This is a genomic window from Halomonas garicola, assembly GCF_055382465.1.
Genome location: NZ_AP043931.1, coordinates 1,193,621 through 1,212,944 on the forward strand (window position 1 = coordinate 1,193,621; position 19,324 = coordinate 1,212,944).

Here is a 19,324-nt window from a genome sequence, read left to right on the forward strand (position 1 = left end):
ACGCCTCCCACACCTCCCCGCACACCGACGGCGCAGCGGTTTATGCTGAAAGCCCCGCAGCACGCGCTTGAAGCCAGCGGCTGCCGGGCGCAGCTGCCGGCGGGGGCAACCGCAAGCCTTGGCCAGCGGGTGCGCGAATTTTTTGCCGCGCGTCAGGCAGGCCCCGCGCTGCTGGTCGGCGCGCTGCCGTTTGACCCTCACGCGCCGGATGCGCTTTATCAGCCCGAGCGGCTGGAGCCGGCGCCGCCGAGTACGCTTGATGCGCCGCCGGTGCTGACCGACGCCGCCGTGCCCGAGCCTTTGCCCGAGGCCTACGCCAGCATGGTCGAGCGCTGCGTGACTCGGCTCTCGGCCACGGCGCAAACCGCCACGCCCACGCTTGGGAAGGCCGTATTGGCGCGCAGCCTGAGCGTGCAGGCAGACGCGCCGATTGACCCGCTGGCGCTGGCCGCCCGCCTTGAGCAAGATTCAAGCGTCACCGCCTACGTAGCGCCGCTGCCGGTAGATGAGGCCGAGGCGCCCGCCTGGCTGGTGGGGGCGACGCCCGAGCTGTTGATTTCCCGCCGCGGTCGCACGGTGGTGTCGCACCCGCTGGCGGGCTCGATTCCGCGCCGCGACGACCCCGAGCAGGACCGCCAGGCGGCAGCGTCGCTTAAAGCCTCCGCCAAGGATCTCGCCGAGCACCGCTACGTGGTCGACGCCATTGTCGAGGCGCTCGGCCCGCTGTGTAGCGAGCTTGACGCCCCGGCGACGCCCGAGCTAACCGCCACCCAAAGCATGTGGCATTTGGGCACGCGGATTGTCGGCACGCTTGACGGTGAAGCGACCTCCGCCGCCGAGCTCGCCGGGCTTTTACACCCCACGCCCGCGGTGTGCGGTACCCCCCGGGAAGCCGCGCTTGGCGTCATCAAGTCGTTGGAGCCGGTGGACCGCGGCTTTTACGCCGGCGCGGTGGGCTGGGTCGACGAACACGGCGATGGCGACTGGTACGTGGCGATTCGCTGCGCCCGAGTGCAGGGCCGCCGGCTGCGGCTATTTGCCGGCGCAGGCATCGTCAAGGATTCCGTAGCCGCGCTTGAGGTTGAGGAAACCGCCGCCAAATTCACCGCGCTGCTGGACGCGCTCGGCGTTGATCGCGCGCCCGCCAGCAGCACAACGCGAGAGGCAAAATGACCGCTACTGCCCACCCGACCCCCGCTTCCCGCCGCCAGCCGCTGCAGCAGCGCTGGCCCGACGAACTGGTCAGCCGTTACCGCGCCGCCGGCCACTGGCGCGGCGAGACGTTTCCCGCGTTTTTGCGCGAGCGCGCCGCGCGCTTTGCCGATGACGTGGCCGTAGTCGCCGGCGACACCCGCTACACCTACGCCGAGCTTGGCCGCGAAGCCCAGCGCATCGGTGCCGGGCTGTTAGCGCGCGGGCTTGTGCCCGGCGACCGGGTGATCGTGCAGCTGGGCAACGAAGCGGCGTTTATTCCCGTGGTTTGCGGGCTGTTCTACGCCGGGCTGATTCCGGTGTACGCGCTGCCCGCCCACCGGCTGACCGAGATCCGCCACTTCGCGCTCAAGGCCGAAGCCAGCGCCTACATTACCGCCGACCGCCGCGGCGGGTTTGACTACCGCACGCTTGCCCGGGCGCTGGTAGAAGAAGTGCCGGCGGTGGAACACGTGGTGATCGCCGGCGAAAGCTCCGCCACCGAGGCCGAGGAGTTTACCGCGCTTGACGCGCTCGACGGCGACCCGGCCGCGCTGCCGGCGGACCCCGACCCGCAGTCGGTGGCGTTTTTGCAGATTTCCGGCGGCAGCACCGGGCTTTCCAAGCTGATCCCGCGTACCCACGACGACTACATCTATTCGTTCCGCGCGAGCAATGAGATCTGCGGCATCACCCGCCAAAGCGTCTATATGACCGTGCTGCCCGCGGCGCACAACTTCCCCATGAGCTCGCCGGGCTGGCTGGGCGCGCTCTACGCCGGCGCCCGCGTAGTGCTGTGCCCGGCCGCTGAGCCTGCCACCGCCTTTGCGCTGATCGAGCGCGAGAGCGTGACCTGTTTGGGGCTGGTGCCGCCGCTGGCACTTCTGTGGGTCGAAGCCGCCAGGAATACGCCCCACGACCTCTCGAGCCTTGAGGTCATGCAGGTGGGCGGGGCCAAGCTTGTGCCCGAGGCCGCCAAGCGGCTGATGCATGGCTTTCCCGGCAAGCTGCAGCAGGTGTTTGGCATGGCCGAAGGGCTGGTCAACTACACCCGGCTGGACGACCCCGACGAGATGGTGATTAACACCCAGGGCCGGCCCATCAGCCCCAACGACGACGTGCGCGTGGTCGACGACGACGGCCGGCAGGTACCGGACGGCACGGCGGGTCACCTGCAGGTCAGCAGCCCCTACACCATTCGCCAGTACCACAACGACGCCGCCGCCAACGCCAAAAACTTCAGCGCTGACGGCTACTACACCACCGGCGACATCGTCGTGCGCACCCCCGAGGGCAACCTGATCGTCCAGGGGCGGGCCAACGACCACATCAACCGCGCCGGAGAAAAGATCTCCGCCGAGGAAATCGAAGACCACCTGCTCTCACACCCGGCGGTGTTCGACGCCGCGGTGGTGTCGATCCCCGACGACTATCTGGGCGAGCGCAGCTGCGCGTTTATTCTGGTGCAGCAGGGCGGCGGCGAGGGTAAAAAGCCCCGCGCCATGGCGCTGAAAAAGTGGGTGCGCGAGCAGGGCCTGGCCGACTTCAAGGTGCCCGACCAGATCGTCTTTGCCGAATCGTTTGAGACCACGGCGGTGGGCAAGGTCAGCCGCCGTGAACTGCGCGCCCGGCTGCGCCAGCGCCTGCTCGACGATATGCAGCAAAAAGCCGACGAGGAGAACGCCTGATGGGACTTCCCAAGATTCAAAGCTACCCGCTGCCGAGTGCCGACGAGCTGCCCGCGGCGCGTGCCCAGTGGACGCCGCAAACCGAGCGCATGGCGCTGCTGGTCCACGATATGCAGGAGTACTTCCTTGCCCCGTTTGATCAACACGCCGCGCCGATCCCCCAGGCCGTGGTCAATTTGACCCGGCTGATCGCGCACTGCCGCGCCCGTGGGATTCCGGTGTTTTACACCGCCCAGCAAGGCCAGCAGGAGTACCGCGATCGCGGCCTGCAGGCCGACCTTTGGGGGCCGGGGATGCGCGCGATTCCCGAGCACGAGGCGATCATCCCGCCGCTGGCCCCGGCCGAAGGCGACCACCTGCTGGTCAAGCACCGCTACAGCGCCTTTCAGCGCAGCAATCTGGAAACGCTGATGCGCGCCCGCGGCCGCGACCAGCTGCTGGTGACCGGGGTGTACACCCACATCGGCTGCTCGGCCACCGCGATTGAAGCGTTTCAGCGCGATATCGAGCCGTTCGTCGCGGCGGATGCCGGCGCCGATTTCAGCCAGGCCGACCACGAAAGCGCGCTGTGCTGGATGGCGCGCACCTGCGCTGTCCCCATGACCACCGATCAGCTGCTGGAGGCCCTGAGCTAATGCCGGTTAATCTGCACCACAACGCTTTGACCCTTGAGCGCATGCGCGCCGATATCGCCGCGCTGGTCGACGAGGCCCCCGAGGAGCTCGAAGACGACGACAACCTGCTCGACTGGGGGCTCGACTCCATGCGCATCTTCAACCTCACCGTGGAGTGGAGCCAGTACGGCGTCGAGCTTGGCTTTGCCGATTTGGCCGAAGCGCCGACCCTTGCCGACTGGTGGCAGATCGTTAAGCGCCAGCAGGGCGAACGCTAACCATGCAGCAGGCCGCATCTTCTTCATCAAGCGAATCGCTTCGGGGCGTTTTTCCCTTAACCGAAGCCCAGCAGGGCATCTGGTTTGCCCAGCGCCTGGCGCCGGATAACCCGTCGTTCAACACCGCTCATGCGCTATGGATAGACGGCGAGCTGGACGTCGCCGCCTTTACCCGAGCGGCCAACCAGGCCGCAGCCGAGGCCGACAGCCTGGCGCTTGGCTTTGACGATACCGCCGACGGCCCGCGCCAGTACCTTGACGCCGCCCGTGTGCCCGAGCTTGACGTCGTCGACCTGAGCGACGATGACGCGCCCCGGGCCACGGCCGCCGAGATGATGCGCGCCGACCGCCTGACCCCGCTCGACCCCACCCGCGAGCGGCTGGCCTGCCAGCAGCTGTTGGTGCTGGGCAGCGGTGATGGACAAACGCCGCGCTACGTCTGGTACCTGCGCGTGCACCATCTGGCCGCCGACGGCTACGCCATGGCGCTGTTGGGCGAGCGTACGGCGGCGCTGTACACCGGCGATGACGCCGCGCGGCCGTTTGCCCCGCTGGCCCCGGTGCTTGAGGAAGACGCCGAGTATCAGGCGTCCGCCAAACGCCAGCGCGACGCCGCCCGGTGGCATGACGCGCTGGCCGACACGCCGCCGCCGGCCACGCTGGGCGCTGACGTCGCCGCCGGCGCGATTGCCGCCAGCGACTGCCACCGCCGCATCGCGCCGCTGGAGGCAGCGCTTACGACGCGGCTTTTTGCCTTGGCCGAGGCGCTTAAGCAGCCTTGGCCGGACGTGCTTACCGCGCTTGCCGCCGAATACTGCCGCCGGCATAGCGACGGCGCCGACGCGGTGGTCGGTGTGCCCTATATGGGCCGGCTGGGCAGCAAAGCGGCCCGAGTACCGGCGATGGTGATGAACGTGCTGCCGCTGGCGCTGCGCGCAGACGATACGCCCGCCGCGATGCCGGTAGGCGAGTTTATCCGCACCGCGGCCAAGCGCCTGATGCGCACCCGCCGCCACGGTCGCTATCGCGGCGAACAGCTGCGCCGGGACTTGCGGCTGATCGGCAGCCAGCGCCGCCTGCACGGCCCGCTGATCAACGTGCAGCCGTTTTACCGGCCGCTGGCGTTTGCCGGCGTTGAGGCACCCATTGACGCGCGGCTGGAAATTCTCGGCACCGGCCCGGTGGACGACCTGACCTTCGGCTTTCGCGGCGATGCCCAGGGCCGGCTGGACCTGGAGATCGAAGCCAACCCCACGCTTTATACCCGGGACGACGTCGACGACCATCTGGCGCGGCTGCCGGCGTTTATCGACGCGGCCATCGCCGCTTGGCAAGCCGACGACACGCTTGCCGCCATCCCGCTGGCCACGCCCGCCGAGGCCCGGCGCTACCTGTTTGAGGTCAACCAAACCGCGCACCCCGTGCCCGGGGTCAAGGGGGAAGAAGCGACGCTTGCCGCGCTGATCGAGGCGCAAATGGCCGCCACGCCGGACGCCGTGGCGCTGGAGTTTGGCGGCCAGGCGCTGACCTACGCCGAGCTTGAACGGCGCAGCCGGGCGCTTGCCGTAGCGCTGCATCAACGCGGCGTGGATCGGGGCAGCATCGTTGCCGTGGCGCTGCCGCGCTCGCTTGAGCTGGAGATAGCGCTGGTGGCCGTGCTGCGCGCCGGCGCGGCCTATCTGCCGCTCGACGCCGAACAGCCCGATGCGCGCTTAAAGCGCATTCTCGACTCCGCCGAACCGGCCTGCCTGCTAAGCGCTGATGTCGAACGCTTTGCCCGGCAGAGCGTATTGGCGCCCCGGGACTGGCCGACGGATGCGCCCGGTGAGGCGCTGGCCGATACGGCCCCCGCGCCCGATGACCCCGCCTACGTGATCTATACCTCGGGCTCCACCGGCGAACCCAAGGGCGTGGTGGTCGAACACCGCGCCATTATCAACCGGCTTTTGTGGATGCGCGACTACTTCGCCGTGGATGAAAGCGAGCGCATTTTGCAAAAAACCCCGGCGACCTTCGACGTCTCGGTATGGGAGTTTTTTCTGCCGCTGATCGCCGGCGCGCGGCTGGTCATTGCACCGGCGGATGCCCACCGCGACCCCCGCGCCATCGCCCGGCTGATCCGCGAGCGCGGCATCACCACGCTGCACTTTGTGCCCTCGATGCTGGGGGCGTTTCTGACCACGCCGGGCATTGCCGCCCAGCGTCTGCGCCGGGTGATCGTCAGCGGCGAGGCGTTAACGCCAAGCCTGCGCGAGCGCTTCCATGCGACGCTCGATACCCGGCTGTTTAACCTCTACGGCCCGACGGAAGCGGCGGTGGACGTAAGCGTGTGGGAGGCCACCCGCGACGATACGTCTAACCCGGTGCCCATCGGCTTTCCCGTGTGGAACACAAGGCTTTACGTGCTGGACGCGCAGCTACGCCCGCTGCCGCCGGGCGTGGCCGGGGATTTATACCTGGGCGGCGTGCAGCTGGCGCGGGGCTATTTAGGCCAGCCCGCGCTCACCGCCGAGCGCTTTATCGACGCCCCCTTTATCAACGACGGTTTCCTCGACGGCGAGCGGCTGTATAAAAGCGGCGACGTGGCGCGCTTTCGTCGCGACGGCGCGGTGGAGTACCTCGGCCGCAGCGATGACCAGGTCAAACTGCGCGGGCTGCGCATCGAGCTTGGCGATATCGCCACGGCACTGGCCGATGCCCCGGGCGTGGCGGCCGCCGAGGTGCTGCTGCGTGAGCTGGGCAGCGGCGAGCCGCGGCTGGTCGGCTATGTGCAGCTCGACGCCGACAGCGCCGCGCCTGGCCTTGCTTCAGACTCTGCCGCACTGCGCGCGCGCGTAACGCCGCATCTCGCACGCCAGCTGCCCGACTATATGCTGCCGGCGGCGTATGTCGCGGTGGACGAATGGCCGCTGACCGCCAACGGCAAGCTCAACCGCCGCGCGCTGCCGCTGCCGGAGATGGCCGACGATGCCGGCGGCGGCGAGCTTGCCACCGACACCCAGCGTACGCTTGCCGCGCTGTTTGCCCGGGAGCTCAAGCTGGAGAATCACCGGCCGCTGGGGCCGGACGCTGACTTTTTCCGCCTCGGCGGCGACTCGCTTTCCGCCGTGCATCTGCTGCTGGCGATCGAAAAACACTTTCTGCGCGACCCGGGCTTTGGCACCCTGTTTGCCGCGCCCACCATCGCCGCACTTGCCGCGCAGCTGGACGCCCCCGACAAGGCCGCCGACGACGGCCTGGGGCCGAGCGTCGTGCTGGCGCAGGGCGAGCAACGCCTGCCGCCGCTGTTTGCCGTACACCCGGCGGGCGGCATCGCCTGGAACTATCGTTCGTTGGCCCGCTCGCTTGCCCAAACGCTTGCCCCGGCGCGTACGGTTTACGGGCTGCAGTCGCCGGCGCTACGCCCCGACAAGCCGCTGCCGGCAAGCATCGAGGCGCTGGCCGACGATTACGTGGCCACCGTACAGGCGCTGCATCCGGCCGGGCCGGTGCATCTGGCCGGCTGGTCGGTGGGCGGGATTATCGCCCACGCCATGGCCGTGCGGCTGCGCGAAGCCGGCCGCGAGGTTGGGGTGGTAGCGCTGCTGGACGCCTACCCGGCGGAGTGCTGGCGCGCCGAGCCCGAGCCCGACCCCGACCCGGTGGCCGCGCTGCGCGCGCTGCTGGCGATTGCCGGCTACGACCCCGAGCAGCACCTGGCGCTGGATACCCGCGAGAAGGTCGTCGCGTTTTTGCGCCGAGGGGAGAGCACCCTGGGCAACCTGCCCGAGGCCGCGCTCGACGGCGTGGTGCGCGCAGTCACCGGCACCAACCGGCTGGTGCGCGGCCATCATCACGGCTACCTTGACGCCGCGCTGGTGCACCTGCGCGCGGGGCGCGACCACGTAAGCCGCCCGCACCTCAAGGCGGCGCTGTGGCAGGCTCACGCCGCCGAGGTGGAGGCGCTGGAAACACCGTACTACCACGCCGAGATGACCGGCGCAGACGCCGCCCAGCATCTCGCGCCGCTGCTTGGCCGGCGTATGGCCGAGCGCGAAGCGGTGTTGGATCATTCCCTGAACGAAGAGGCTTACTATGCAGCTGAGCGGATTTGACGGCCGTCTTGCGCTGGTCACGGGAGCGGCCGGCGGCATCGGCGCCGCGCTGGTACGCCTGCTGCGCGAAAGCGGCTGCCGGGTTATCGCCACCGACCTTGCCGCCCCCGAAGGCGAAGACGGCCGGGCGCTGGACGTCACCGACTCCGCCGCGGTTAACGCGCTGGTGGACGACATCGAGCGCGACATCGGCGCGATTGATTTTGGCATCAACGTCGCCGGGGTGCTGCAGTCCGGAAGCGTAGACACCATCGACGACGACGCCTGGCGGCGCACCTTTGCGGTCAACGCCGACGGCGTATTTTATCTGTGCCGGGCGCTTGCCCGGGTGATGACCCCGCGCCGTCGCGGGGCCATGGTGACCGTGGGCTCCAACGCCGCCGGCGTGCCGCGCCACGCCATGGCCGCTTATGGCGCGTCCAAGGCCGCCGCGGCGATGTTCATGCGCTGTTTGGGCCTGGAGCTCGCGCCGCTGGGCATTCGCTGCAACAGCGTCGCGCCGGGCTCCACGCTTACCCCCATGCAAACCGGCATGTGGGCCGACTCAAGCGGCGAACAGCGGGTGATCGACGGCATCCCCGAGGATTACAAAACCGGCATACCGCTGGGCAAGCTCGCCAAGCCCGACGACGTGGCCAGCGCGGTGATGTTTTTGCTCTCCGAGCAGGCCGGGCATATCGTCATGGACGATCTCTACGTCGACGGCGGCGCCACGCTGCACGGCGGCTAACCAGGACCTTTTGTATGTACCACTATTTACCCCGAAACCGGATGCTGGGCGCGGTACTCATGCTGCTCGCGGCGCTTTCGCCCCTGACGGCGGCGGCCAAAGAGGTCACCGACCTGCGCGGGAGAACCGTCACGGTACCCGACGCACCGGCAACGGTGGCCATCGACGACGGGCGCTTCCTGCTCGCGCTTGCGCTGATTGACCCCGATCCGATTAGCCAGCTGGCGGCCTGGCCCCACGACGTCAGCCGTCTGGGCGAGGTCTACTCCCAACGCATGATCGACGCCTTTCCCGCACTTGAGACGTTGCCCTCGGTGGCAAGCTCGGCCGAAAGCTTTGATATGGAGTCGATGCTCGCCGCTGAGCCCGACGTCGCCGTGGTGTCGCTCAGCCGGGGGCCTACCGATGCCCAGGTGGCGACGCTGGAAAGCGCCGGTATCCCGGTGGTGTTTATCGACTTTTTTATCGACCCGTTCGCCCACCAGGGCAAAAGCCTTGAGCTTCTCGCCGAGCTTACCGGCAACCAGGCCCAGGCGCAGGACTACCTGGCGCTGCGCGACGCGCATCTGGCACGGATTTCTCAGCGGCTCGCGGATGCAGAGAATGCCGCCGAACCGAGCGTATTTATGGAAGCCCACGCCGGTATCACCCGGGACTGCTGTTTCTCGCCGGGTTCGGGCGGCGTCGGCGACTACATCGACTTCGCCGGGGGGCACAACATCGGCGCCGACGTGCTTGAAAAGGCCTCGGGCAAGCTCAATCTGGAATACATTATCGCCGCCGACCCGGACGTCTACATCGCCACGGGCGGCCCTGACCTAGCGCGCTCGGGCGGGCTGACGCTGGGCGGCGGCTACGCCGAGGACGAGGCCCGCGCAGCCCTTGCCAACATGGCCGAGCGCAACGGCATCGCCGAGCTTGCCGCGGTGGCAGAAGGGCGGGTACACGGGCTTGCCCACCAGCTGTTGAACTCGCCGCTGGATATCGTCGCGGTGGAAGCGCTGGCCCAGTGGCTGCACCCGACGCTGTTTGCCGAGATCGACCCCGCCGCTACGCTTGCCCAGATCAACCAGCGCTTTCTGGCGGTGCCCTATACCGGCACCGGCTGGGTAAGCCTTGAGGCAAGCGCTGACGCTGAACCAGACGACGTTGCTGAATCAGACAATGCCGCACAGTAGGCGCTTAACGTGAATGCACTGACCGATACCGTAAAAGCTTCTTCAGCGAACGCTGCTACCGCCGCCGGGCAGGGCCGCGCGGTGCTGGCTGCCTACCGCCGCCGTGTGCGCTGGCGCGTGGGCGCGCTGGTGCTGCTGGGCGCGCTGTGCGTGGCGGCCTTTGTGCTGGATATCATGACCGGCCCGTCAACGCTGTCACCCGGCGAGGTTGTCGCCGGGCTGCTGTCGCCGGACGGCGTCTCCAACGCCCAGCGCACGATTATCTGGAACGTGCGCCTGCCCTACGCGCTGATGGCGCTGCTGGTGGGCGCGGCGCTGTCCCTTGCCGGCGCGGAAATGCAGGCCATACTCAATAACCCCCTGGCCAGCCCCTTTACCCTGGGCGTGTCGTCGGCGGCCTCGTTCGGCGCCGCGCTTGCCATCGTGCTGGGCATCAGCCTGCCGTTTTTGCCCCGGGAGTGGATGGTCTCGCTCAACGCCTTCGGCTTTGCATTGGGCTCGGTAATGCTGTTGCAGCTGATGGCCAGGCTGCGCAGCACCAGCGTCGAGACCATGGTGCTTTTAGGCATCGCGCTGGTGTTTGTGTTCAACGCGCTGGTGGCCTTTGTGCAGTTCGCCTCGTCCCAGGCGGCGCTGCAGCAGCTGGTGTTCTGGAGCATGGGCTCGCTGTCCCGGGCCAACGGGCAGAACGTCAGCGTGCTGGCCGTGGTGTTGGCGCTGGTCGCGCCGTTTTCGCTGGCCGCGGCGGGCAAGCTGACCGCGCTCAGGCTGGGCGAAGACCGCGCGCGCAGCTTCGGGATTAACGTCGGCCGGCTGCGCTTTTTCGCGCTGTTGCGGGTAAGCCTGCTGGCCGCGACCTCGGTGGCGTTTGTCGGCACCATCGGTTTTATCGGCCTGGTGGGGCCGCACATCGCCCGGCTGATGCTGGGGGAAGATCACCGCTTTTTGCTGCCGGCAAGCCTGTTGACCGGTGCGCTGGTGATGTCGCTGGCGTCCACGGTGAGCAAGGTGCTGGTGCCCGGGGTGATGCTGCCGGTGGGCATCGTGACCTCGATTATCGGCGTGCCGGTATTTCTGCTGCTGATTTTCTGGCGGCCGGGGGGCGCTTCATGAGTGATGTCGGTAACAAGGCCGGGTTGGCTATCCAGCGCTTCTCGACCGGGTATCGCAAGCGGGCGATTGTCAAAAGCGTCAGCCTGCCGCTGCTTGAGCGCGGCGGGGTGTATTCGCTGATTGGCCCCAACGCGGCAGGGAAAAGCACGCTGATGCGCGCGCTGGCGGGGCTACAGTCGGCCAGTGGGTTGGTCACCCTTGACGGCCATGAGCTGGTCGGCCAGCCGCTGGCCGAGTGGGCCAAACGCGTGACCTATATGCCGCAAAGCCTGCCCCAGGGCGTGTCGCTTAACGTGCTGGAGAGCGTGATCAGCGCGCTGCGCGCCACTCCCATGGAGGGGCTGGATTCCAGCGATGCGGTCAAAACCTACGCCGTGGAGGTGCTTCAGCGGGTGGGCATTGTCGAGCTTGCGCTGCGCAACCTCGGCGAGCTCTCCGGCGGCCAGCGCCAGCTGGTATCGCTTGCCCAGGTGCTGGCGCGCAGGCCTCAGGTATTGCTGCTCGACGAACCCATCAGCGCGCTGGATTTAAAACACCAGCTAAGCGTAATGCGGCTGGTCCATGAGCTTGCCCGGGAGCGCTCGATGATCGTGCTGGTGGTGCTCCACGACCTTAACGTCGCCGCGCGCTGGTCCGACGGCATCGTCATGCTTTCTCACGGCGAGCTTGCCGCCTACGGCACGCCCGCTGAGGCGATTACCCCGGCAACCCTTGCGCAGGTGTACGGCGTCAAGGCGCGTATAGAGCAGTGCGCCCGGGGAACGCTGCAGGTAATGATCGACGACCTGGCGGAGGCCTGACCGTGCATTCAAGCGAGACCTTCACGCGCCGCGCGCAAAGCGGCGCGGCCCACCGTATTAGCCTGTGGCTGCCGCCGGGCACGCCGCCCGCCGGCGGCTGGCCGGCGGTCTACGTGCTTGACGCCGGCGCCATGTTTGCCACCGTGGCCGAGGCCGTGAAGCGCAGCGGCCGCCGCCCGGACGCCACCGGCGTCGGCATGGCGGCGGTGGTGGGCATCGCCCCCTGCGAGCCAAACGAGGAAGGCGAACGGCTCGCCGTCGCTTCGCGCTATCGCGACTATACGTTTGAAGCATCCAGGCGGGTCGAAGTGGAAACCAGCGGCGGCGGGGCGGCGTTTCTGGCGTTTATCGCCGATGAACTGGTCCCCGAACTTACCCGGGATTACGGCTTGAGCCATCATCACCGGATGCTGTTCGGCCATTCGCTGGCGGGGTATTTCGTGCTCAACGCGCTGGCGCAGCGGCCTTGCGTATTCACCCACTACGCCGCCATCAGCCCGTCGGTCTGGTGGCACCCCGAGGCGCTGGCCGAGCGGCTGGAAGGGCTCGACCGTGCGTCCGCCGAGGGTATTAGCGGCGTGCTGGTGGCGGTGGGCGAGTGGGAAGGCGAGCCCGCCCCCTGGCTTGCCGGCTCGCCTACGCTTGAAAGCGTGATGCAGCGCCGCCGGGAGCGCCAAATGATCGGCCGCGCCCGGGCAACCGCCGCGCAGCTGACGCAAAAACTCGGCGAGCGCCGAGTACAGTGGCGCTGCTTCTCCGAGGAAGACCACGCCTCCATCGTGATGATCGGCATTCAGCGCAGCCTGCGGCTGATGTTTGGCGCTTGAAGTATATGACCGCCGGCATACAGGCCTGCGAGGGGGCGCTGTAAATCCTTCCCTGGACGCTACCTACGCCATCCTTGGCGTAGAACCCCCTCGCCAACCTGTATGCCGGCTCGCAGATGGCGCGGTTAGCAATACCTGCACGCAGTCTGCTTAGGCTACAGCGGCGTTTTGCTCGGCTCGCCGGGGATCTCGCGAACAAGTCTCGGCATCAAAAAGCCCGGCAGGCGCTCGCGTAGTTCTGCCACTAGCTTGCGGGCCTCGTCGTCGCTTGCGTCAAAGTGCGCCGCTCCGGCTACCGGGTCGAGGACGTGCAGGTAGTAGGGCAGAATACGTGCCTCGAACAAACGCTCGGACAGCGCTTCGAGCGCCGCTACGCTGTCGTTCACCCCGCGAAGCAAAACGCTCTGGTTCAGAAGCGTGACCCCCGCCCGCTGCAGCCTCGCGCAGGCGTCGACCACCGCCTGGTCGATCTCGTTGGCGTGGTTAATATGCAGCACCATCACCGTTTGCAGGCGCGTGGCAGACAGCCAGGCGAGCAGGGCGTCATCCACCCGGTCGGGAATGACCACCGGGAGCCTTGTGTGAATCCGCAGCCGCTTGAGGTGGCTGATACCTTCCAGCTCGCCGACAAGCCACGCAAGCTGTTTATCGTTTGCCGCCAGCGGGTCGCCGCCGGAGAAAATTGCCTCGCGGATGGAATCGTCTTGGCGCAGGTAATCCAGCGCTTCCTGCCACTGGGCGCGAGAGGGGGCGTTATCGGCGTAGGGGAAGTGGCGGCGGAAGCAGTAGCGGCAGTTCACCGCGCAGGTGGGGCTTGCGATGAGCAATACCCGGCCGTGGTATTTGTGGATAAGCCCTCGGGCGGGGCGCTGTTCGGCCTCTTCCAACGGGTCGTCGATAAAGCCCGATACCTCGCGGGTTTCTTCGCCCAGCGGCAGCACCTGGCGCAGCAGCGGGTCGGCGGGGTTGCCAGGCTCCATGCGGGTGAGAAAGGCCTCGGGCACGCAGGTCTCGAACAGCGCATGGCCGCCCCGGGCGCCGGGCAGCCAGCTTTCATCGAGCTCAAGCCGGCGGCACAGCTCGGCCGGGTCGCGCACCGCCCGGGACAGCTGGCGCTTCCAGCCGGGGCTTTCCGCCGCGCTGGCGCCGTCGTGGATAATCAGGGTGTTGTCCTGCAAAAAGCCCTCCTTCGGGTTAGAATGCGGCGCACCGGTCAGGCCAACGCGCGCTGACGTTTTGACTCTTTTTTCAATGACGCAACCTGAGAGGCACTATGGCCAACTATTCTACCAACGAATTCAAGGGCGGTTTAAAGGTAATGCTCGACGGCGATCCGTGTTCGATCGTCTCCAACGAGCTGGTCAAGCCCGGCAAGGGCCAGGCGTTCAACCGCGTGAAGCTGCGCAACCTGATGACCGGCCGCGTCTGGGAGCGCACCTTCAAGTCCGGCGAGTCCCTGGAAGGCGCAGACGTCATGGAGCTGGAGATGGAATATCTCTACACCGACGGTGACATGTGGTACTTCATGCGCACCGACGGCTCCTTCGAGCAGTACGCGGTCGAAAAGCGCGCCCTGGGCGACGATGAAAAGTGGCTCAAGGAGCAGGTGCCTTACACCGTGACGCTGTGGAACGACAACGCCATCCAGGTCACGCCGCCGAACTTCATCGAGCTCGAAGTGACCGAGACCGACCCCGGCCTCAAGGGCGACACCGCCCAGGGCGGCTCCAAGCCGGCCACGCTGTCCTCCGGCGCCGTGGTGCGCGTGCCGCTGTTCATCAACGAAGGCGAAGTGCTGAAGGTAGACACTCGCACCGGCGAATACGTGTCCCGCGCCTGATGAGCGGCGCCTGGTGGCCCACCGCTGACATGACCACGCTGCGCGATCGCGCCCGGCTCATTGCCCGCGTGCGCGCCTTTTTTGCCGAGCGCGACGTGCTCGAAGTGGAAACGCCGATATTGGGCCAGGGCGGCAGCACCGATATCCATCTGGCGTCGCTGTCGGCTTGGGCGCGCACCGCTGCCGGCCGCCAGCGCCTGTGGCTGCGCACCTCGCCGGAGTTTCACATGAAGCGCCTGCTCGCCGCCGGCAGCGGGCCGATTTACCAGCTGGCCAAAAGCTTCCGCGACGGCGAGGTGGGCCGCCGCCACAACGTCGAGTTCACCATGCTGGAATGGTACCGGCCGGGCTTTAGCCTTCCGGCGCTGATGGAGGAAACCGCCGCGCTGATTCGGGAGCTTTTGTCCGACACCTTGCTACCCGGCGAGCAGGGGCCGCCGCGCTGCCACGCCTACCGCGAGCTCTTTCACGAGCATCTCGAGATTGACCCCTTTAACGTATCGCTCGAACGTTTGCGCCGGCTTGCCGCCGAGCGCGGCTTCATGCCCAAGGGCGCGCTTGACGACGAGCCCCGGGAAACCTGTCTGGACCTGCTCATGAGTCTGGTTATCGAGCCGACTCTTGGCTGGGCAAAAGAAAATCAAAAGGAAGGGCAGGGCGAACTCAGCGCGGTAGTGGACTACCCCGCCAGCCAAGCGGCCCTTGCCCGCCGCCATGTAGACGCCTACGGCGACGAAGTGGCTTCGCGCTTTGAGCTTTACTTCCAGGGCGTGGAGCTTGCCAACGGCTACGATGAGCTGGTTGATCCCACCGAGCAGCAGGCCCGCTTTGACGCCGACAACGCCGCGCGCCGCCGGCTCGGCTTTGACGAGATCGACGTCGATACCCGGCTGGTCGCCGCCCTTGCCCACGGCCTGCCCGAAGGCAGCGGCGTGGCGCTGGGGCTTGACCGGCTCATCCAGCTGGCGCTGGACAAACCCCGCCTGAGCGACGTTTTAAGCTTCGATACGCCGGGGTGTTGAGGAAGAGATGCCAGTGCGCTAACGGCTGAACTTAGGTATAACTGTAGGATGCCGGATGATCATCCCGTTGGTCCGCTGATGTTGTAGATTATCCTGGTTATTATTGGAGTTGGAGCAACCTGCCAGGACCTTTTGTTTTTAATGGATTAAACAACCAATGGCGTTGCTTGCAGGTACCACGAGACTTCGCCTGCCAGGACTGAGGAGGTTTCCATGACCGAGCGTCAGCTTGCCCCTTTGGGCCAGGTCAGCGACTTCGATATCCGTCTGCTAAGAGTATTCAAAGCGGTAGTAGAGTGCGGCGGCTTCACTGCTGCCGAGATGGAGCTTGGTATCAGCCGTTCAGCGATCAGCATGCACATGGGTGACCTGGAGAAGCGCCTAGGCCTGCGACTGTGTCAGCGCGGTCGTGGCGGCTTCTCGTTGACTGAGGAGGGACGCGAGGTTTTCACGGCTGGGCTGACTTTGCTGGCCTCTCTCGAAACCTTCCGCACCGAGGTCAATGGTCTGCATCAGACGCTGCGTGGAGAACTCAACATTGGCATCACCGATAATCTAGTGAATAAGCCTGAGATGCGTATCACTCAAGCCTTGGCAGACCTTAAAAGCCGGGGGCCGGAGGTGCGTATCAACATTCATATGGAACCCTCGGATGCGATTGCTCAGGGAGTGCTGGATGCGCGGCTGCATGTCGGGGTAGTGCCCGAAGTCAATTTGTTAACCAACCTTGAGATTCTCTCTCTGTATAAGGAGCGTTCACTGCTTTATTGCGCTGATACGCACCCCTTATATGCCGCATCAGAAGCATCATTAATCACAGACTCCCTTTCTGAACATGAGGCGGTCATTCCCGGCTATCCTTTGCCTGAGGCTGCCCGTGAAGCCCATGCCTGGCTCAATGGAACGGCCTCTGCTTCAGATCGAGAAGGAGCCGCTTTCCTGATCCTTACCGGCGACTATATTGGCTATTTGCCGGATCATCTAGCCGCGCCCTGGGTAGCCGCCGGACGTCTCAAGCCGCTGGCCATTCCCGGCTGCGAGTATCTCACTCCCTTCGTGGTTATTACTCGTCGTGATCGGCGGTTTCACCGTGTGTTGGAAGCCTTCCTGGAGGCTTTGGAGGGACAGGTTGCCAGCTGATGATATGTTTTTCTCGCCGTTGGTTGTGTCGATTGAATGTCTACCATTTCGTAGTGTAATCCTCAGCTTATTGAAAGAGCTGCTGTGGTAAGTGCTTACACATAATTAATCGTGTGTTCCGTCCCGTAACCTTTGAGCAGTCGATGGACTTCATCGCAGAGCCGATCAAATGATAGATAGGCATCGAGGGGCAGCCAGTGGTATTTGACCTGCCGCCAAAGGATCTCGATTAAGTTCAGCTCTGGCGAGTAAGCGGATAGGTAAACCAGATGCACGCGATGCGACATCCATTCCAGAATCTTGCGCTTAAACGCTTTGGAGCGATGCATACTGGCATTGTCCAGCACGACGATGGCGAAGGCCTCGGGGTCTTTCTGAGCCACAAATTGATCAAACGCCTCGATGACGGTCTCCGTGGTGACCGACTTGGTGGTCGTATGGTAGACCAGCTTCCCTTTTCGGCTCACAAAGCCCAGCACGTTCAGCCTATGGCTATGTGAGTACGCCGTCACTTCCCATGGCTTGCCGACGGAGCTCCATGCATAAGGTATCGATGACGACTGGGAAAAGCCGGATTCATCGAAGTAGTAAAGCTCGTGTTCGCCTCGATCCTCTTGCTCTTGGAGCACTTTCAGAAGGCCCTGGGTATTGCGAAAATCCGTCTCATCGCGTCGGCCCTTTAGTGAGTGCCGAATGCGCTTGAAGCTATTTTGATTTTTTTTTCAATGCCCGGCGCAAGGTGTCCGTGCTGAAGGTTTTTCCTGTTTCCTCCTGAAGCCTAGCCTGCAGGGTGCGTAGCTGATGAGGATGCTCCTCCACCAAGGTCTGTAGCCGCTCTCGATCGCTGTCATCAAGAATTGGGGTGCGGCCACTACGGGGCTTATCAACGAGCTCTTCGAGACCGGAGGCTTCCCACTTCTTGAACCAGATCGTCAAGGTATTTCTTCCGACCACTAAAATGTCGCCGATCTGGGCGATGGTGTAGCCTTGGTCGCTCAAGAGGATCGCATGAGCGCGACGGCGCGAGGCGCGTTTCTGCCCGTACTGATGGACATGGGTCAACGCCTGTCGGTCGGTTTCTGTCAGAGGAGAGATGAAGCGCCTTACCATGCTGCCGTCCTAAGCTGATATTATACCTGACGAATCCCCACGAATATGTTGCTACTCGCCGCATAGGCTCTGCTCCCTGACTTCCTCGCGAAGTCGTGCTCGGAGGGTTGTCCAAGCAGGCCAAGGCACGGCGTCGGGTTGATGACGACGAAGACATTCCAAGCCCAGGCGCCACACGGAAAGCACGCTCCGGTGCCGGATACTGTTGCTCTGATAGCGCCGCTGTTGCCCCCGGGCTCGGACATCCAGGCCGGCCACCATCATGGCCACGTTCGCCAACATGGCGATCAGCAGCAGGACCTCGATGCGCTTGCCCTGGCGAGACTGATGCATGCCGAAGCCCAGCCCGAACAAGGGACTTTTGACATCGCGGAACCCTTCCTCAATCTGCATGCGCTGTCGGTAGATCGTTACCACTTTATTCGCCAGCGTTGAGCGGTCCGGCAGATTGCTGACCAGCACCCAGGGCTCCTGCTGACGCCGGGCGATCGTCCGGCTGCCGCCGTCCCGAGAGATCCGGCCTTGTTTATTGCGATGCTTACGTCCCCGTGGCGGTCGATAATAGAGCACCATCTGAGCGCGGAACGGATGGTTTTCGGCGATCCGGACGGAGCCCCACGCCTGCGGTTCCGATGTCGCGTGTTGAAACAGGGTCTTCACGGGTTGCCATGCTTCGCCTGACGCCTGGTAACGGGCGGGCTGACGGACCCGTCCAACGATATACCAGCCGCGCGCTTCAACGGCCCGAAACCACGGGTTACGAAAGCCGGCATCGGTCACCAGGATCGGCGTGGCCTTGTCGGGCAGGATCCTTGCCAGCGCATCCAGCAGATAGGCTTCACAGTATGGGCATCCTTCCTTGTGATGAACCTTCTCGAAGATGGGCAGCGATCGCCCGGCGAAGGGCACCGCCGCACGCAGCAGGAAATGCCTGCCGCGGTCATCAATCGGCGACCAGTCCACCAGAATCAGTGGGCGCGTTGTATGGCCGATCAGCAGCGAGGCCATGAGCCAATAGAACAGCGGTCGTTCCTGATGAAGGTGAGGGTTGCCTAATAGTCGATCGACTCGTTTGATGGCGTGCTTGGCATCCGTCGAGCTCGGCAACGCACGGCCAATGGCCGTTAATCCCAGACGTCGCTCGCCCAGCAGAGCGCCAACGGTATCGAGGACGGTCTGTAGCCGCTTGGCATGGATCACGGAGAGTGAAGACGTCAGCAAGTTATGCAAGAATCGAGGGGCCTGCATGGGTCTCCTTCGCATGTTGTTGTGTGTCGTAACTCACAACATGCATGACTCATGCAGGCTTTTTCAATCCTATCATGCTGATTTTATTACCCATTTCATGGGGATTCCTCAGATATTATACCGACATTATGCATGAAAATATTTGCCTAGGCACTTAGAAGATGTGCTATTGCAGCGTATGCTCATGTATTGCCATCAGGGCTTGTTGCTGCCTCGCCTGCCAAATCCCCACCAGCAAAGCATGGGGCAACAGCAATAAGCCCGCCTTATTCACGAGGGCGCTGATTGAGCGGTCTGAAGGTACTGGCTGTTGGCATTGCTTATCAGGATTCGCCTCTTCAGCGCGAGTGGCTGTTGAGTAATGCCAGAACGCAGCCCTTTTCCTACTTACTTATAGCTCTTTGGAATCAATGGCGGCCGTCCAAGCAGCCGTGATCGCCTACCGCCGCTC

16 protein-coding genes are annotated in these 19,324 nt (G+C 65.1%); 13 read left to right on the forward strand and 3 right to left on the reverse strand.

What is annotated here, in order from left to right:
* Window positions 1-42 precede the first annotated feature (42 nt).
* The 10 genes from ACZ46Y_RS05910 to ACZ46Y_RS05955 are packed head-to-tail and all read left to right on the forward strand — an operon-like array spanning window position 43 to window position 12,513.
* Window positions 43-1,173 carry an isochorismate synthase gene (locus ACZ46Y_RS05910; protein WP_311954752.1) on the forward strand — a complete coding sequence of 377 codons (1,131 nt, stop codon included), beginning with the start codon at window positions 43-45 and terminating at the stop codon, window positions 1,171-1,173.
* Window positions 1,170-2,879: a (2,3-dihydroxybenzoyl)adenylate synthase gene (locus ACZ46Y_RS05915; RefSeq protein ID WP_311954753.1), complete on the forward strand. Its 1,710-nt coding sequence runs from the start codon at window positions 1,170-1,172 to the stop codon at window positions 2,877-2,879. Before ACZ46Y_RS05910 ends, ACZ46Y_RS05915 begins: the two co-directional genes overlap by 4 nt.
* Window positions 2,879-3,514 (forward strand): isochorismatase family protein, encoded by a 636-nt coding sequence (locus ACZ46Y_RS05920; RefSeq protein ID WP_311954754.1) that lies wholly within the window; start codon window positions 2,879-2,881, stop codon window positions 3,512-3,514. Before ACZ46Y_RS05915 ends, ACZ46Y_RS05920 begins: the two co-directional genes overlap by 1 nt.
* Window positions 3,514-3,771, forward strand: coding sequence for a phosphopantetheine-binding protein (locus ACZ46Y_RS05925; protein WP_311954755.1), 258 nt, complete (start codon window positions 3,514-3,516; stop codon window positions 3,769-3,771). The genes ACZ46Y_RS05920 and ACZ46Y_RS05925 overlap by 1 nt, the downstream gene beginning before the upstream one ends.
* Before the next feature lie 2 nt (window positions 3,772-3,773).
* On the forward strand, window positions 3,774-7,865 hold the full coding sequence (locus ACZ46Y_RS05930; RefSeq protein ID WP_311954756.1) for an amino acid adenylation domain-containing protein: 4,092 nt from the start codon (window positions 3,774-3,776) through the stop codon (window positions 7,863-7,865).
* Window positions 7,846-8,595 carry a 2,3-dihydro-2,3-dihydroxybenzoate dehydrogenase gene (gene dhbA / locus ACZ46Y_RS05935; RefSeq protein ID WP_311954757.1) on the forward strand — a complete coding sequence of 250 codons (750 nt, stop codon included), beginning with the start codon at window positions 7,846-7,848 and terminating at the stop codon, window positions 8,593-8,595. Before ACZ46Y_RS05930 ends, dhbA begins: the two co-directional genes overlap by 20 nt.
* Window positions 8,596-8,609: 14 nt before the next feature.
* A complete protein-coding gene (locus ACZ46Y_RS05940) occupies window positions 8,610-9,773 on the forward strand; it encodes an ABC transporter substrate-binding protein (protein ID WP_311954758.1) in 1,164 nt (387 codons plus the stop codon).
* A 9-nt stretch (window positions 9,774-9,782) separates the two neighbouring features.
* On the forward strand, window positions 9,783-10,886 hold the full coding sequence (locus tag ACZ46Y_RS05945) for a FecCD family ABC transporter permease (RefSeq protein ID WP_311954759.1): 1,104 nt from the start codon (window positions 9,783-9,785) through the stop codon (window positions 10,884-10,886).
* A complete protein-coding gene (locus ACZ46Y_RS05950) occupies window positions 10,883-11,686 on the forward strand; it encodes an ABC transporter ATP-binding protein (RefSeq protein ID WP_311954760.1) in 804 nt (267 codons plus the stop codon). The genes ACZ46Y_RS05945 and ACZ46Y_RS05950 overlap by 4 nt, the downstream gene beginning before the upstream one ends.
* Window positions 11,687-11,688: 2 nt before the next feature.
* Window positions 11,689-12,513: an alpha/beta hydrolase gene (locus ACZ46Y_RS05955; RefSeq protein WP_311954761.1), complete on the forward strand. Its 825-nt coding sequence runs from the start codon at window positions 11,689-11,691 to the stop codon at window positions 12,511-12,513.
* A gap of 155 nt (window positions 12,514-12,668) precedes the next feature.
* On the opposite strand, the gene epmB is transcribed toward ACZ46Y_RS05955, so the two are convergent.
* On the reverse strand, window positions 12,669-13,691 hold the full coding sequence (epmB, locus tag ACZ46Y_RS05960; protein ID WP_311954762.1) for an EF-P beta-lysylation protein EpmB: 1,023 nt from the start codon (window positions 13,689-13,691) through the stop codon (window positions 12,669-12,671).
* A 95-nt stretch (window positions 13,692-13,786) separates the two neighbouring features.
* Here epmB and efp point away from each other — a divergent pair, with 95 nt between their 5' ends.
* The 3 genes from efp (at window position 13,787) to ACZ46Y_RS05975 (ending at window position 16,515) form a co-directional block, all read left to right on the forward strand.
* Complete coding sequence (gene efp, locus ACZ46Y_RS05965; protein ID WP_311954763.1) at window positions 13,787-14,353, forward strand: elongation factor P; 567 nt, start codon at window positions 13,787-13,789, stop codon at window positions 14,351-14,353.
* Window positions 14,353-15,375: an EF-P lysine aminoacylase EpmA gene (gene epmA / locus ACZ46Y_RS05970; protein WP_311954764.1), complete on the forward strand. Its 1,023-nt coding sequence runs from the start codon at window positions 14,353-14,355 to the stop codon at window positions 15,373-15,375. Before efp ends, epmA begins: the two co-directional genes overlap by 1 nt.
* A gap of 213 nt (window positions 15,376-15,588) precedes the next feature.
* Complete coding sequence (locus tag ACZ46Y_RS05975) at window positions 15,589-16,515, forward strand: LysR family transcriptional regulator (RefSeq protein WP_311954765.1); 927 nt, start codon at window positions 15,589-15,591, stop codon at window positions 16,513-16,515.
* Window positions 16,516-16,610: 95 nt separating this feature from the next.
* Here the strand turns inward: ACZ46Y_RS05975 and ACZ46Y_RS05980 are convergent.
* Window positions 16,611-17,625, reverse strand: a protein-coding gene (locus tag ACZ46Y_RS05980; protein WP_464380082.1) for an IS630 family transposase whose coding sequence is annotated in 2 segments (ribosomal slippage) — window positions 16,611-17,237 and window positions 17,239-17,625 — 1,014 coding nt in all. Because the reading frame shifts where the segments join, the coding sequence is not laid out codon by codon here.
* Window positions 17,626-17,676: 51 nt separating this feature from the next.
* The gene (locus ACZ46Y_RS05985) at window positions 17,677-18,873 is read right to left on the reverse strand and encodes an IS4 family transposase (protein WP_311882096.1); all 1,197 of its coding nucleotides are present in this window, start codon (window positions 18,871-18,873) and stop codon (window positions 17,677-17,679) included.
* Window positions 18,874-19,324: the final 451 nt, after the last annotated feature.